At 71.6% G+C, this 12,912-nt stretch carries 14 protein-coding genes and 1 tRNA gene; 8 read left to right on the plus strand and 7 right to left on the minus strand.

Annotated features, from left to right (window positions below):
* Positions 1-6: 6 nt before the first annotated feature.
* From KBY32_RS22610 to KBY32_RS22620, 3 genes are all read right to left on the minus strand, one after another.
* Positions 7-1,110 (minus strand): LLM class flavin-dependent oxidoreductase, encoded by a 1,104-nt coding sequence (locus tag KBY32_RS22610; RefSeq protein WP_055623426.1) that lies wholly within the window; start codon positions 1,108-1,110, stop codon positions 7-9.
* Positions 1,111-1,220: 110 nt separating this feature from the next.
* On the minus strand, positions 1,221-1,952 hold the full coding sequence (locus KBY32_RS22615; protein WP_055623425.1) for an aspartate/glutamate racemase family protein: 732 nt from the start codon (positions 1,950-1,952) through the stop codon (positions 1,221-1,223).
* Between the two features lie 36 nt (positions 1,953-1,988).
* Positions 1,989-2,789, minus strand: coding sequence for an aspartate/glutamate racemase family protein (locus tag KBY32_RS22620; protein WP_210981431.1), 801 nt, complete (start codon positions 2,787-2,789; stop codon positions 1,989-1,991).
* Positions 2,790-2,983: 194 nt separating this feature from the next.
* Between KBY32_RS22620 and KBY32_RS22625 the strand changes: the two genes are divergently transcribed.
* Positions 2,984-3,952, plus strand: a complete 969-nt coding sequence (locus KBY32_RS22625; RefSeq protein ID WP_210981379.1) for a D-2-hydroxyacid dehydrogenase — start codon at positions 2,984-2,986, stop codon at positions 3,950-3,952.
* Between the two features lie 30 nt (positions 3,953-3,982).
* On the plus strand, positions 3,983-5,416 hold the full coding sequence (locus KBY32_RS22630; RefSeq protein WP_210981380.1) for an amidase: 1,434 nt from the start codon (positions 3,983-3,985) through the stop codon (positions 5,414-5,416).
* On the opposite strand, the gene KBY32_RS22635 is transcribed toward KBY32_RS22630, so the two are convergent.
* Positions 5,393-5,887 (minus strand): DUF3830 family protein, encoded by a 495-nt coding sequence (locus KBY32_RS22635; RefSeq protein ID WP_055623422.1) that lies wholly within the window; start codon positions 5,885-5,887, stop codon positions 5,393-5,395. The genes KBY32_RS22630 and KBY32_RS22635 overlap by 24 nt on opposite strands.
* A 97-nt stretch (positions 5,888-5,984) precedes the next feature.
* On the opposite strand from KBY32_RS22635, the gene ehuB reads away from it, so the two are divergent.
* The 6 genes from ehuB to KBY32_RS22665 all read left to right on the plus strand — a co-directional run bounded on the left by ehuB (position 5,985) and on the right by KBY32_RS22665 (position 10,146).
* Positions 5,985-6,890 carry an ectoine/hydroxyectoine ABC transporter substrate-binding protein EhuB gene (gene ehuB / locus KBY32_RS22640; protein WP_210981381.1) on the plus strand — a complete coding sequence of 302 codons (906 nt, stop codon included), beginning with the start codon at positions 5,985-5,987 and terminating at the stop codon, positions 6,888-6,890.
* Entirely contained in the window at positions 6,887-7,591 is a 705-nt protein-coding gene (gene ehuC / locus KBY32_RS22645) for an ectoine/hydroxyectoine ABC transporter permease subunit EhuC (RefSeq protein WP_210981382.1), read from the plus strand. Before ehuB ends, ehuC begins: the two co-directional genes overlap by 4 nt.
* The gene (gene ehuD / locus KBY32_RS22650) at positions 7,588-8,238 is read left to right on the plus strand and encodes an ectoine/hydroxyectoine ABC transporter permease subunit EhuD (RefSeq protein ID WP_055623419.1); all 651 of its coding nucleotides are present in this window, start codon (positions 7,588-7,590) and stop codon (positions 8,236-8,238) included. The genes ehuC and ehuD overlap by 4 nt, the downstream gene beginning before the upstream one ends.
* Positions 8,228-9,046: an ectoine/hydroxyectoine ABC transporter ATP-binding protein EhuA gene (gene ehuA / locus KBY32_RS22655; RefSeq protein WP_208645852.1), complete on the plus strand. Its 819-nt coding sequence runs from the start codon at positions 8,228-8,230 to the stop codon at positions 9,044-9,046. The genes ehuD and ehuA overlap by 11 nt, the downstream gene beginning before the upstream one ends.
* 170 nt (positions 9,047-9,216) lie before the next feature.
* Positions 9,217-9,975: an IclR family transcriptional regulator gene (locus tag KBY32_RS22660; protein ID WP_055623417.1), complete on the plus strand. Its 759-nt coding sequence runs from the start codon at positions 9,217-9,219 to the stop codon at positions 9,973-9,975.
* A gap of 97 nt (positions 9,976-10,072) precedes the next feature.
* Positions 10,073-10,146 (plus strand) — tRNA-Lys (locus KBY32_RS22665).
* Positions 10,147-10,419: 273 nt separating this feature from the next.
* Here KBY32_RS22665 and KBY32_RS22670 read toward each other — a convergent pair.
* The 3 genes from KBY32_RS22670 to KBY32_RS22680 all read right to left on the minus strand — a co-directional run bounded on the left by KBY32_RS22670 (position 10,420) and on the right by KBY32_RS22680 (position 12,883).
* Positions 10,420-10,932: a DUF3592 domain-containing protein gene (locus KBY32_RS22670; RefSeq protein ID WP_247689827.1), complete on the minus strand. Its 513-nt coding sequence runs from the start codon at positions 10,930-10,932 to the stop codon at positions 10,420-10,422.
* Between the two features lie 95 nt (positions 10,933-11,027).
* Positions 11,028-11,633, minus strand: coding sequence for a lytic polysaccharide monooxygenase (locus KBY32_RS22675; protein WP_055623415.1), 606 nt, complete (start codon positions 11,631-11,633; stop codon positions 11,028-11,030).
* Between the two features lie 119 nt (positions 11,634-11,752).
* On the minus strand, positions 11,753-12,883 hold the full coding sequence (locus KBY32_RS22680; RefSeq protein WP_055623414.1) for an SPFH domain-containing protein: 1,131 nt from the start codon (positions 12,881-12,883) through the stop codon (positions 11,753-11,755).
* Positions 12,884-12,912: the final 29 nt, after the last annotated feature.

Raw genomic sequence — 12,912 nt, forward strand, 5'->3', positions numbered from 1 at the left:
ACCGGGTCAGGCGCTGGGCAACCCGTAGGCGTCGGCGATGAGTTCGTACGAGCGCAGCCGGACGTCCATGCCGGGGGCGTTGCTGGTGAGCATCAACTCGTCGGCGCCCGTGCGCTTCTGGAGGTCGTCCAGTCCGGCGCGGACCTCGTCGGGCGTGCCGTGGACGACGTTGGCGTTCCAGGAGTCGGCGAAGTCCCGTTCCATCTCGCTGAACTCGTAGGCCTCGGCCTCCTCCACGGACGGGACGAGGCCGGGGCGGCCGGTGCGCAGCCGGATCATGCTGAGCGCGGCGGCCTTGAGCTGCCGCCGGGCCTCCTTCTCGTCCTCGGTGGCGAGGGTGCCGACGCCGATGAGGGCGTACGGGCGGTCGAGGACCGCGGAGGGGCGGAAGGTCTCCCGGTACAGGTCGAGCGCGGGGACGGTGTTGCGCGCCGAGAAGTGGTGCGCGAAGGCGAACGGCAGCCCGAGGACACCGGCCAGCCGGGCGCTGAACCCGGAGGAGCCGAGCAGCCAGACGGGCGGCCGGTGGGTGGACTGGACACCGCCGGGCGAGGTGCCCTGCACGGGGCCGGGGACCGCGTGGATCCTGCGGTAGGGGTGCCCGTCGGGGAAGTCGTCGTCGAGGAAGCGGATCAGTTCCGCGAGCTGCTCGGGGAAGTCGTCGGCGCCCTCGTTGAGGTGGTCGGTGCGGCGCAGGGCCGCCGCGGTGGCGCCGTCGGTGCCGGGCGCGCGCCCGAGGCCGAGGTCGACGCGCCCCGGCGCCAGCGCCTCCAGGGTGCCGAACTGCTCGGCGATGACCAGCGGCGCGTGGTTGGGGAGCATCACGCCGCCGGAGCCGAGGCGGATGCGCTCGGTGTGGGCGGCGAGGTGCGCGAGGATCACGGCCGGGGACGAGGAGGCCACGCCCGGCATGGAGTGGTGCTCGGCGACCCAGTAGCGGTGGAAGCCGCGCGCCTCGGCCAGCCGGGACAGCTCGACGCTGGTGCGCAGCGCGTCCGTGGCGGTGTGGCCCGCGCTGACCGTGACGAGGTCCAGCACGGACAGCGGGGTCGGTGCCGTGCCGTGTGCGGTGCCCCGGATCCCGTCGGCCCCGGTGTCGTCTGCGGCCACGTCTTCCTCCTGCTGAATCGCCGTGCGGTGTGCGTAGGGCGGTAACAGGAGGGGGTCTCCGCTTTATTCCCGGGACCGGGGCCGGGGCTGCTGCCGGGCCGTCGGGCGGGTCACACCTGGACGACCGGTTCCCGGGTGAAGAGCGCGCCGAGCGCCGGAGCGTTCACCCGGCGGTCCGCCAGCCGCAGCCCCTCCCAGACGGTGACCTGGTTGGCGGTGAGGACCGGCTTGCCGAGGGCCTCCTCCAGGGCGGGGATGTGGGAGGCGGTGTGCAGGGCGGTGTCCGGGAGGAGGACAGCCTCGGCGCCGGCGTCGTCGGCGTCCCGCGCCAGGGCGAACAGTTCCTTCTCCCCCCAGGTGCCGACCTCGGCGGCGGTGACGATCCCGGCGCCGCGCACCGCGACGACGTCCGCGCCGCCGGCCCGCAGGAACTCCGCGAAGAGCCCCGCCACGTCGTCCGGGTAGGTCGCGCCGACCGCCACCCGGCGCACCCCGATCTCCCGCATCGCGTGCACGAAGGCGAAGGACGTCGAGGACGCCGGCATGCCCGCCGCCTGGGCCAGCGAGCGCACCTGCTCATGGGCGCCCTCCCAGCCGTACACGAAGCTGCCGCTGGTGCACGCCCACACGACCGCCTCGGCGCCGGTCAGCCGCAGCTCCTCGATGCCCGTCGCCAGCTGTTCGGGCGAGCCCATCCGCCGCAGCGCCTCCACCCGGTGCGCGTCCTCACCGATGTCGGTGTGCACCAGATCGAGCCGGATGTCGGCGGCGAGCAGCTGCTCGATGCGCGGGTAGTCGTCCTCGGCGGAGTGGCCCGGATAGAGGAATCCCAGTGCGGTCATGTCGCCCTTTCTGCTGGTCGCTGCTCACGTCGGCTGCTATTGCTGTTCCTGTTCGGGCACGTCCGGCACACCCGGCACGTCCGGGAGGACCTGACCGCCACGCGCCGCCGGATCGATCAGCGCCTGATACGGTCCCACCGCGCGGGTACCCAACCGGCGCAGCGCAGCCCACATCGTCACCTGGTTGGCCGAGATCACCGGTATGCGCAGCTCCGCCTCCAGCTGCGGGAGCACGTCGTAGGTGGGCAGGTTGGTGCAGCTGATGAAGAGCGCCTCGGCCGCGGTGCGCACGGCCCGGCGGGCCATGTCGGCCACCTCCCGGTACGGCACCTTCCAGATGTGCCGGGTCAGCCCCATATAAGCGCAGCCCGTGACGGCGACCCCGGCCTCCGCCACGTACTCCTCCAGCGACCGGGTCACCGACTCGGTGTACGGCGTCACCAGCGCGACGCGCCGGACACCCAGCTCGGCCAGCGCCTCCAGCAGCGCCCCGGAGGTGGTCACCGCGGGCACCGCGCCGGCCCGGGTCATGGCCTCGCACAGCGCGCGTTCGCCCGCGACGCCGCCGACGAAACTGCCCGAGGTGCAGGCGTAGGCGACGACTTCGGGGCTGATGGCGGTCAGGGTGCGCACCCCTTCGCCCAGCGTCTCGTGCTCGCTGACCAGCCGGGCCAGATCGAGGCCGACCTCGACCGGCACGAACGGCGTGCGCGTCAGATGCAGGGAGACCTCGTCCGGGACCCACCGCCACAGCTCCCGGTCCAGCGCGAAGTCGAAGGGGGCGACGACACCGACACCGCGCTGCGGCCGGGGTCCACCGAGGAAGGAGATGTCCATGGCGTCCATGGCGGGCACCGTCCTCACTACGAGATACGGCTGGGCAACGGACCGTGCGTGCGCCCGTGTTGACGAAGGTAGGTTCGGGTGCGAGCGTGGTCAAACCTCGCATGTCAGACGACCCGTACCCACCGAACGGACTCCGCCCCCGGCCCCGGCCCCGCCGCCCCACACCTGAAGAAGAAGCGACCCGTATGACGCCACCCGTCCCGCCCGCGTCCCGGCCCACGCTCCTCGTCCTCGACGCGGACCCCCTCCCCCGCCTGGGCCGTCTCACCGGACGCGTCCGGGTCGAGCACGCGGACGCGACCACGCTCGCCGCCCGGCTGCCGGACGCCGACGTCCTGCTCGTCTGGGACTTCACCTCGCACGCCGTACGCGAGGCGTGGCCCGGCGAGGGGCCCCGGCCGCGCTGGGTGCACACGGCGAGCGCGGGCGTGGACCATCTGATGTGTCCGGAACTCACCGCGTCCGACACGGTGGTCACCAACGCGCGCGGGGTCTTCGACCAGCCGATCGCCGAGTACGTCGCCGCGCTGGTGCTGGCGATGGCGAAGGACCTGCCGCGCACCCTGGACCTCCAGCGCGCCCGGGAGTGGCGGCACCGCGAGGGGCAGCAGGTGGCGGGCAGCCGCGCGTGTGTCGTCGGTTCCGGCCCCATCGGCCGGGCGATCACCCGCGCCCTCAAGGCCCTGGACGTGACGACCGCGCTGGTGGGCCGGGTCCCCCGGACCGGTATCCACGGCCCCGACGACCTCGACCGGCTGATCGCGCGCGCCGACTGGGTGATCGCGGCGGCGCCGCTGACCGAGCGGACCCGCGGGATGTTCGACCTGCGGCGCTTCGGGGTCATGCAGCCGTCGGCCCGGTTCATCAACGTCGGGCGCGGGCAGCTCGTCGTCACGGAGGCGCTGGCCGAGGCGCTGCGCCGGCGCTGGATCGCGGGGGCGGCGCTCGACGTCTTCGAGCACGAACCGCTGGGCCCCGACAGCCCGTTGTGGGAGGTGCCGGGGCTTCTCGTGTCCCCGCACATGAGCGGGGACACGGTCGGCTGGCGCGATCGGCTCGGCACCCAGTTCGTGGAGTTGTACGAACGCTGGGAGGCGGGCAGACCGCTGCTGAACGTGGTGGACAAACAGCGCGGGTACGTACCCGGACGCTGAACCGCGCACGGACTCGGGCCTGGAGGGCGTATGACGGATCTCGCCGGACTGACCGCCGCACAACTGCTCGACGGATACCGGACCGGACGGTTCGACCCGGTGGACGCCACCCGCGCGGCGCTGGAGCGGGCCGAGCGGATTCAGCCACGGGTCAACGCGTTCGTCCGGCTGACCGCCGAGGAGGCCCTCGCGCGGGCCGGGGAGTCCGCGCTGCGGTGGCGGCGCGGCACCCCGGCCGGGCCGCTCGACGGGGTGCCGGTCACGGTGAAGGACATCCTGCTGACGCGGGGCGTGCCGACGCTGCGGGGCTCCCGGACCATCCAGGAGCACGGCCGCTGGGACGAGGACGCGCCGTCCGTGGCCCGGCTGCGCGAGCGGGGCGCGGTGTTCCTCGGCAAGACGACGACGCCCGAGTTCGGCTGGAAGGGCGTCACCGACTCACCGCTGTCCGGCGTCACCCGCAACCCCTACGACCTGTCCCGGACGGCGGGCGGGTCCAGCGGGGGCGCCGCCGCGGCCGTGGCGCTGGGCGCGGGACCGCTCGCCCTGGGCACCGACGGCGGCGGCAGCGTCCGTATCCCGGCGGCCTTCTGCGGTGTCTTCGGGCTGAAGCCGACGTACGGGAGGGTCCCGCTGTACCCGGCGAGCGCCTTCGGCTCGCTCGCGCACGTCGGCCCGCTGACCCGGGACGCGGCCGACGCGGCACTGCTGCTCGACGCCATCGGGGTGCCCGACCCCCGTGACGGGACGGCGCTCCCCGCGGCGCCCGATTCCTTCGTGGCCGCTCTGGAGGGCGGGGTGAGAGGGCTGCGGATCGCGTACTCGCCGTCCCTGGGCGGTCAGGTGGCGGTGCGTCCGGCGGTGGCGACGGCGGTCCGGCGGGCGGTGGAGCGGCTGGCGCACCTCGGGGCGTACGTCGAGGAGCGGGACCCGGACCTCACCGATCCGGTGGAGGCGTTCCACACCCTGTGGTTCTCGGGGGCGGCCCGGGTCGTGCAGCGGCTCGGACCGCGCGAGCGCGCCCTCCTGGACCCCGGGCTGCGGGAGATCTGCGCCCTCGGCGCCCGGTACAGCGCGCTCGACTATCTGGCCGCGATGGACGTGCGCCGGGACCTCGGCCGCCGGATGGGCCGCTTCCACACGACGTACGACCTGCTGGTCACACCCACCCTGCCGGTCACGGCGTTCGAGGCGGGCGCGGAGGTGCCGAAGGGGTCCGGGCACCGGCGGTGGACGGGCTGGACGCCGTTCACCTACCCCTTCAACATGACCCAGCAGCCCGCCGCCTCGGTCCCGGTCGGCACCGACGCCGACGGACTGCCGGTGGGGCTGCAACTGGTGGCCGCCCGGCACCGGGACGACCTGGTGCTGCGCGCGGCGCACGCCCTGTACGAGGCGGGGGTCGCCGGTGTACCCGCGCCGCCCGCCGCGCCCGGCCGGTCAGAGCCCGCGGAAGCGCAGTGACTCACCGGCGGCACCGGTCCGCCAGAGGTCGTTGCAGCCCTCGGCCATCGCCTCCAGACCGTCCACGACCTGGCCCCAGACGATGCCGGGCACCCAGCCGACGTCGCCGTTGAGGAGCAGGTTGTTGCGCTCGTAGAAGAGGGCGAGGTCCACCACGGTCGTACCGGGGCGGACCTCGCGGTCGTAGCCGTAGGCACGGGTGCCGAGTTCGGCGCCGGCGAAGGAGAAATAGCAGAGATCGCCCGGAATGGGAGTGACGGTCGGATTCTCCAGGGGTGGCTCGTTCTCCGCGAAGGGCGGGAACAGGGCATAGATCTCGTTGCGGGCGTACTTGGCGTGGTAGACGTCGCCGGACAGCGGGAGAGAATTCCAGACGGCTTCGCAGGTGAGGGGCGCCCGGTCGTCGAGGAGTCGGGCCGTACAGCTGATTCCACGCTTGACCAGGGAGATCTCGAGGTATCGGTCGGCCATGCCCTCCATGGTCCCGCGCCGGTCAAGACCGCCCGACCGCCGAACGGGGCCGAAAGTGGCCGGAATAACTCGCATCGCTTCGGGTAGCCGCGCCGCCATGGCTCCACCTAATGGGAACGACAGAGACACATCAGGGACCACACGCCGGTCGCTGCTCGCGGGGGTGGCGGCGCTCGGTGTGCTGGGGGCCGCGGGCTGTTCGCGCGTGGCCACGGCGTCGACGAAGGACGGCGGTGACCTGCTCGAACGGCTGCGCGCCGCGGGCGTGGTCCGGCTGGGCATCGCCGGTGAGATCCCCTTCGGATACATCGACAAGAACGGTGAACTGACCGGCGAGGCGCCGGAGTTGGCCCGGGTCATCTTCAAACGGCTGGGCGTGGACCGGGTCCAGCCGGTGCCCACGGAGTTCGGCTCGCTCATACCCGGCCTGAACTCGCAGCAGTTCGACGTCGTCGCCGCCGGGATGTACGTCAATCCCGAGCGCTGCGAGCAGGTCATCTTCTCCGACCCCGACTACCAGATGCTCGATTCCTTCATCGTGCGCAAGGGCAACCCGCTGGGCCTGCGCGACTACAAGGACGTCGTGGAGAAGAAGGCGAAGTTCGCCACCGGCACCGGGTACGCCGAGATCGCGTACGCCGTCGAGGCCGGGTACGAGGAGAGCGACATCCTGATCGTGCCCGACCAGGTCGCCGGCCTGAACGCCGTCGAGGCCGGACGCGTCGACGTCTTCGCCGGGACCGCGCTCACCACCCGCGAGGTCGTGAAGAAGTCCGCCAAGGCGGAGTCCACGGAACCCTTCAAGCCGCTCGTCGACGGAGAACCGCACGTCGACGGCGGCGCGTTCGCGTTCCGCCCCACCGAGATCCGGCTCCGGGACGCCTTCAACAAGGAACTGGCCGAGCTCAAGAAGAGCGGCGAACTGCTGCGCATCCTGAAGCCCTTCGGGTTCACCGAGGACGAGATGACGGATCTGACCGCGAAGGAGCTGTGCGGCGGATGACCCCGGGACTCTGGGAACTCGTACTCAAGGGCGTCTGGGTCACGATCCAGCTGCTCGTCCTCAGCGCGCTGCTCGCGACCGCCGTGTCGTTCGTGGTCGGTGTCGCGCGCACCCACCGGCTGAAATTCGTCCGCTTCCTCGCGGGCTTCTACACCGAGGTGTTCCGCGGGACCTCGGCGCTGGTGATGATCTTCTGGGTGTTCTTCGTGCTGCCCCCGGCCTTCGGCTGGCAGCTGGTGCCGCTGTGGGCGGGCACGCTCGCCCTCGGCCTGACCTACGGCGCCTACGGCTCGGAGATCGTGCGCGGCGCCCTCGGCGCGGTCGACCCGGCCCAGCGTGAGGGCGGCATCGCGCTCAGCTTCACGCCCTGGCAGCGGATGCGGCTGATCCTGCTGCCGCAGGCCGTGCCGGAGATGATCCCGCCGTTCTCCAACCTGCTCGTGGAACTGCTGAAGGGCACCGCCCTGGTGTCGATCATGGGCATGGGCGACCTGGCGTTCAGCGGCAACCTGGTGCGCCTCGCACTCCAGGAGAGCGCCGAGATCTACACGTACATCCTGCTCATCTACTTCGTGATCGCCTTCGCTCTGACCCGCGTGATGCGCGGCCTGGAGAAGCGGCTGAAGGCCGGGGTCGGCAAGGCGCCGACGAAGGAGACCGTCGCCGCCGTGCGCGTGCCCGAGGGAAGTGGTGTCTCGTGAAGTGGGACTGGAGCGCCGTCTCCGACTTCATGCCGTACTTCTGGGACGGACTGCTGGTCACCCTGCAGATCCTGGTCCTGGGCTCGCTGATCTCGTTCGCGCTGGGACTGGTGTGGGCGCTGCTGATGCGGGTGCCCACGCGCTGGGTGACCTGGCCGGTGGGCGCCGTCACCGAGTTCGTCCGCAACACCCCGCTGCTGGTCCAGCTGTTCTTCCTCTTCTACGTACTGCCCGAGTGGGGGGTCACCGCCTCGGCGCTGACCACCGGCGTCTTCGCCATCGGGCTGCACTACTCGACGTACACCATGCAGGTCTACCGGGCCGGGATCGAGGCCGTGCCGGTGGGCCAGTGGGAGGCGGCGACGGCACTGAACCTGCCGCTGCGCCGGACGTGGACCGTGGTGATCCTGCCGCAGGCCGTCCGCCGGGTCGTGCCCGCGCTCGGCAACTACGTCATCTCGATGCTGAAGGACACGCCGCTGCTGATGGCGATCACGGTGCTGGAGATGCTGGGCGAGGCACGGCTGTTCGCCCAGCAGAACTTCCAGTTCACCGAGCCCCTGACGGTGATCGGCGTTGCCTTCATCGTCATCTCCTACCTGGCCTCCCTTGCCCTGCGAGCCCTGGAGCGACGCCTTGTCCACTGACACCCACGCCCCGTTCGAGAAGAAGCCCGAGAAGCCCGAGGGCACCGGCGACGCCGCGGCCCCGCGCAGCACCGGCGAGCTGATCCGTCTGGAGCGGGTCACCAAGCGGTTCGGCGACCACACGGTCCTGGACAACCTGGACTTCTCCGTGGACGCCGGCAAGCACGTCACCCTCATCGGCCCGTCCGGCTCGGGCAAGACGACGATCCTGCGGCTGCTGATGACCCTGCTGAAGCCGGACGAGGGACGGATCACCGTCGACGGGGAGCAGCTGTACCCGGCCCCCGAGAAGCAGGTCCGGGAGATCCGCAAGAAGATCGGGATGGTCTTCCAGCAGTTCAACCTGTTCCCGAACATGAGCGTGCTGCGGAACATCACCGAGGCCCCGGTCACCGTCCTCGGCATGTCCAAGGACGAGGCGGAGGTGCGGGCCCGGGAGCTGCTGGAGATGGTGGGCCTGACCGACAAGTGCGACGCCCGCCCGACCCAGCTGTCCGGTGGACAGCAGCAGCGGGTGGCGATCGCGCGGGCGCTGGCCATGCGGCCGCAGGTGCTGCTGCTCGACGAGGTGACGTCCGCGCTCGACCCGGAGCTGGTCGCGGGCGTCCTCGACGTACTGCGGGACATCGCGCGCAGCACGGACATCACGATGCTCTGTGTGACGCACGAGATGAACTTCGCCCGGGACATCTCGGACCGGGTCCTGATGTTCGACTCCGGCCGGGTGATCGAGTCCGGCAGCCCGGAGAAGATCTTCAACGACCCCGAGAACGAGCGCACCCGGGAGTTCCTCGGCGCTGTGCTGTGACGTCGTGCCGGTCCCATGACAGTGGCATGTGCCAGAGTGCCGATGCCGCAGTTGAGGGGGCCGGAATCTCGTCAACGGCCGCTCGCCACGGTCCCCTTGGCCGCTATCGTGAAGGGGACCGGCTGACCAGAACCCGCATCGGGAAGCAATGTGCGACCGCAGGGGGGACCGTGGCGCTTCAGCACGAGCCGACGACGCCGTACCACTCGGCACAGGACGCCCTGCGCGTCCTGGAGACCGTGGTCCGGCACGGCACCGGAGTCACCGGCACCGAGCTCGCCCGGCACACCGGCATCGAACAGGAGCGCCTGACCGGCCTCCTGCGGATGCTGCGCCGGGAGGGGTACGTCGAGCAGGTGACGGACGGGGCGTACGTCGCCGGGGAGGCGCTGGCCCGCCTCGGTTCCGCCGAGAGCCGGGAGCGGGCGCTGCGGGAGAACCTCCAGCGCACCCTGGACCGGCTGCGCGACTCGGTCGGCGCGGCCGTGTACGTCAGCCGGTACGTGGACGGGGAGATCCGGATCGACCAGTTCGCGGCCGGTCCGGCCACCCCCGTGGTCAACGAGTGGGTCGACTTCCGCTACTCGGCGCACGCCACGGCGATCGGCAAGAGCCTGCTCGGACAGCTCGACCACAACGGCCGCCGCGACCACCTCTCCCGGCACAAGATGGCCCGGCTCACCTCGCGCACGATCACCAGCGACAAGGTGCTGCTGTCCCGCCTGGAGTCCCAGCCGCCGACGGTCCCGCACCTCGACCTGCAGGAGTACGCGGTCGGCACGGTGTGCGCGGCCGTCCCGATCACGGCCGGCTCCTCCGTCGGCTGCCTCGCTCTGTCGCTCCCGGTCCGCCACGCCCACCGCCTGCGCCAGGCGGCCGACACCCTGAACCGCAACGCGGCCCCGGTCCTCCTCTCCCTGGCGATCTAGGTCCCGGGCGGTGTGTTCGGAGCACCCCTGAGAACCGGGTATTATTTTCTTCGTCGCCAGCCGCGAGAGCAGTGCAAACGCGGTCGGCGTGAGTCATGCGCCGCTAGCTCAGTTGGTTAGAGCAGCTGACTCTTAATCAGCGGGTCCGGGGTTCGAGTCCCTGGCGGCGCACCCAAGAAGGGCCTCTCGTGGGAGCGGGGGGCCCTTCGGCATGCCCGAAGACACTATCTTCAGCGCCCCCGGCTGGCCCGGCTGGCCACGGCTGGCTAGCGCCGCGAGCCCGCATCCCCCGGTCGCCTGGTGCGACTGCTGGGGGTCCGGGGGTCGCCCCCCGGATAGACACAGCATCACCGGGTCCGGGGTTCGAGTCCCTGGCGGCGCATCCAAGAAGGTCCCTCCGCGGGAGCGGGGGCCCTTCGACTTATGCCGAGAGGTCCCCGAAGCTCACGGCGTCATCGTCACCCCGTCGACGACCACCGTGTCGCCCGTCTCACCCGTGTCCTCACCGAAGCCGAACTCCGACGACATGTCGGGGTACGTGACCATGAAGGTGACGCACATCACCGCGATCGCGCTCAGGATGGCCAGGAGGCCGAGGGTGGAGGCCGCCAAGCGGATGCGGCCGGGCCGGCTGGCCGTGGCCGCGACCCTGGGGCCCTCCGTGTAGTAAACGGTGACAATGTCGCCCATCACCGTCGTCGCCGGGCCGCTCTCCTCCTCGAAGCGGACGACGCGGCCGTCGCGCGCGGTGAACTCGTACACGTGGTGCAGCATCGTCCGCACCTGGTCACGCCCATTGCCATACGTGGTGGTGAACGTTCGCAGACAGTGGCCCTCGGCCGTCAGTCCGCTGTTCCAGGCGGCGCGGATCTGCCACCAGTGGCGCGTCGCATGGAAGCCGAAGAAGAGCACGATCGCCAGGATCAGGCAGGGCACGACGTAGAAAAGCGCGTCCATGATGCTGGTCCCCCGTGGTCAACGGTGCCGGCCTCGAACGGCCGGCGTGGTCGGGAACCTACCCACGCCGGCCGGGGCCTTGACTCAAGGGAACCTCAGAACGTGACGTCCGAGCACGCGTAGAACGCGTTGCCGGTGTCCGCGATCGTCCACACCGCGAGGATCACATGGTGGCCGCTCAGCCCGGTGGGCAGCCGCCCGCTGTGGGAGAGCGTGGACGGCGGGCGCTGCCCGTTGTACGGCACCGTGAAGAACGGCGTCAGGTTGAGGTCGGAGCGGGACAGGTTGTGGTTCTGGTTCCAGCCCTGCTTCGTCACGTAGTACCGGAAGTCCGTCGTGGCGTGCATGGCGGTGAACTGCCAACGGAACGTGTAGTTCTGACCACCCGTGACCCTGGTCGTGGGCCACGCCGCACCGGACGGCGTCTTCGGCGCGCTGAGCTGGCTGAACTGGCCGAGTCCGGCGTTGCAGATCTGCCCGTCGGCCGGTCCGCCGCCCGGGAAGCCCTTCGGGCCCTCGACGCTCTGCGGCTCCCACTGGATGGAACCGCAGTTGGCGACGGTGCCGTTCTGACAGAGCTTCTGGCGGCTGATGGGGAGGTCGGTGTACCCGTGCCCGCTCGCGCCCTGGGTGGACAGGGCGAGCGCTCCGGCCGTGGTGAGTCCGAGCGCGGCGGCGTACAGCTTGGTCCTTCTGCGCATGCTGCTGCTCCTGGGAACGTGGGGGAGGTTCGATGAGCTTGCAGGTCTAGACCAAGTCCCAGATTATTGCTGACGCTTGAACATGTCCATACCAATAACGGACCCTGTTCGACACCCCGTCAGCCGGCCGTGTCTCCCCGCCCCGAGCAGAACGCCACCGTCAGGTCCTTCACCAGCGCCTTGCGCTCGTAGTCGTCCAGATCGACCAGCCCGCGCGTGGTCAGCCGGGTCACCGTGTCCTCCACCGAGTCCACGACCGACGTCAGCACGGTCGCCCGGTTCTGCGCGTCCAGCACCGCGATCCGGCGCCGGTTCATCGCGGCGGCCACCTCGGGCGCGTACTCCACCCGCAGCGGCCGTACCGAGAACACCTCGAGCCCCACCGCCCCGGCGTCCCGCACCACCAGCCGGGTCAGCGCGTCCCCGGACGCCTCCACCGCGCCCCGCGACGCACCCGGCATCTCCACCGGCACCCGGGCCAGCGCCGCCTCCACGCACTCCCGCAGATACGACTCGTGGTCGTCGACCGCGAGCGTGGCCCGCGCGGTGTCCCGCACCCGCCACACCACCAGCACGACCGCCCGCAGCGCGACCCCGCTCCCATCGGCCGCCTGCATCGGCTCACTGCGCCAGTGCCGCAGCCGTACGTCGACCCGGCGGCGCAGCAGCAGCGGGTTGACCCACAGCAGACCGGTGCGCCGCACGGTCCCCCGGTACCGGCCGAACATCCCCAGCACCCAGGCCCCGCCGGTCCGCCCGCGCGCCAGCCCGCCGAAGCCGAACAGACCGAGCGCCCCGGCACCGGTGTACGCCGCCCACTGCGCCGGCCCGAGCCCCGCACCGGCCACCGCCGGGAACCCGAGCGCGTGCGCGGCCGCCGGGGGCAGCACCCCCGCCCACCACGAGGTGACCAGCGCCCCCACCACCGCGCACATCCCCGCGATCAGCCCGACCGCGCCCGGCAGCACCCGGGCCGGCCGCTCCACCAGCTCCGGGTCCACCCGGAGTTCGGGCCGGGGCCTGGCCTGCACGGGCCGGCGCACCCGGGGCTGCTCCCCCGTGCCCTGCCGGCGGGCGACGACGGTCGGGCGCAGCGGCACCGCCACCGGGTCGGGCTCGTCGCGGAAGAGCAGATGGACGGGGATCTCGGTGGTCACCTCGTTCTGGATCAGCCGTGCGGGCCGCACGGGCGCCTCGGCCGGCCCCTCGAGCCCGTCGGGCTCAGGGGTGTGGGAAGTGGTCGTGGTCATGCGCTGCCTCCAGCCTCCGCGCCAGATGC

Source organism: Streptomyces sp. RK62 (assembly GCF_018070255.1).
Classification (GTDB): Bacteria; Actinomycetota; Actinomycetes; order Streptomycetales; family Streptomycetaceae; genus Streptomyces; species Streptomyces nigra.

What these genes read in the sequence shown, in the direction of transcription:
- KBY32_RS22615 (WP_055623425.1), bottom strand. Translation starts at nt 1,952, where the DNA reads ATGACCGCACTGGGATTCCTCTATCCGGGCCACTCCGCCGAGGACGAC.
- KBY32_RS22620 (WP_210981431.1), bottom strand. Translation starts at nt 2,789, where the DNA reads ATGGACATCTCCTTCCTCGGTGGACCCCGGCCGCAGCGCGGTGTCGGT.
- KBY32_RS22625 (WP_210981379.1), top strand. Translation starts at nt 2,984, where the DNA reads ATGACGCCACCCGTCCCGCCCGCGTCCCGGCCCACGCTCCTCGTCCTC.
- KBY32_RS22630 (WP_210981380.1), top strand. Translation starts at nt 3,983, where the DNA reads ATGACGGATCTCGCCGGACTGACCGCCGCACAACTGCTCGACGGATAC.
- KBY32_RS22635 (WP_055623422.1), bottom strand. Translation starts at nt 5,887, where the DNA reads ATGGCCGACCGATACCTCGAGATCTCCCTGGTCAAGCGTGGAATCAGC.
- ehuB (WP_210981381.1), top strand. Translation starts at nt 5,985, where the DNA reads ATGGCTCCACCTAATGGGAACGACAGAGACACATCAGGGACCACACGC.
- ehuC (WP_210981382.1), top strand. Translation starts at nt 6,887, where the DNA reads ATGACCCCGGGACTCTGGGAACTCGTACTCAAGGGCGTCTGGGTCACG.
- KBY32_RS22670 (WP_247689827.1), bottom strand. Translation starts at nt 10,932, where the DNA reads ATGGACGCGCTTTTCTACGTCGTGCCCTGCCTGATCCTGGCGATCGTG.
- KBY32_RS22675 (WP_055623415.1), bottom strand. Translation starts at nt 11,633, where the DNA reads ATGCGCAGAAGGACCAAGCTGTACGCCGCCGCGCTCGGACTCACCACG.
- KBY32_RS22680 (WP_055623414.1), bottom strand. Translation starts at nt 12,883, where the DNA reads ATGACCACGACCACTTCCCACACCCCTGAGCCCGACGGGCTCGAGGGG.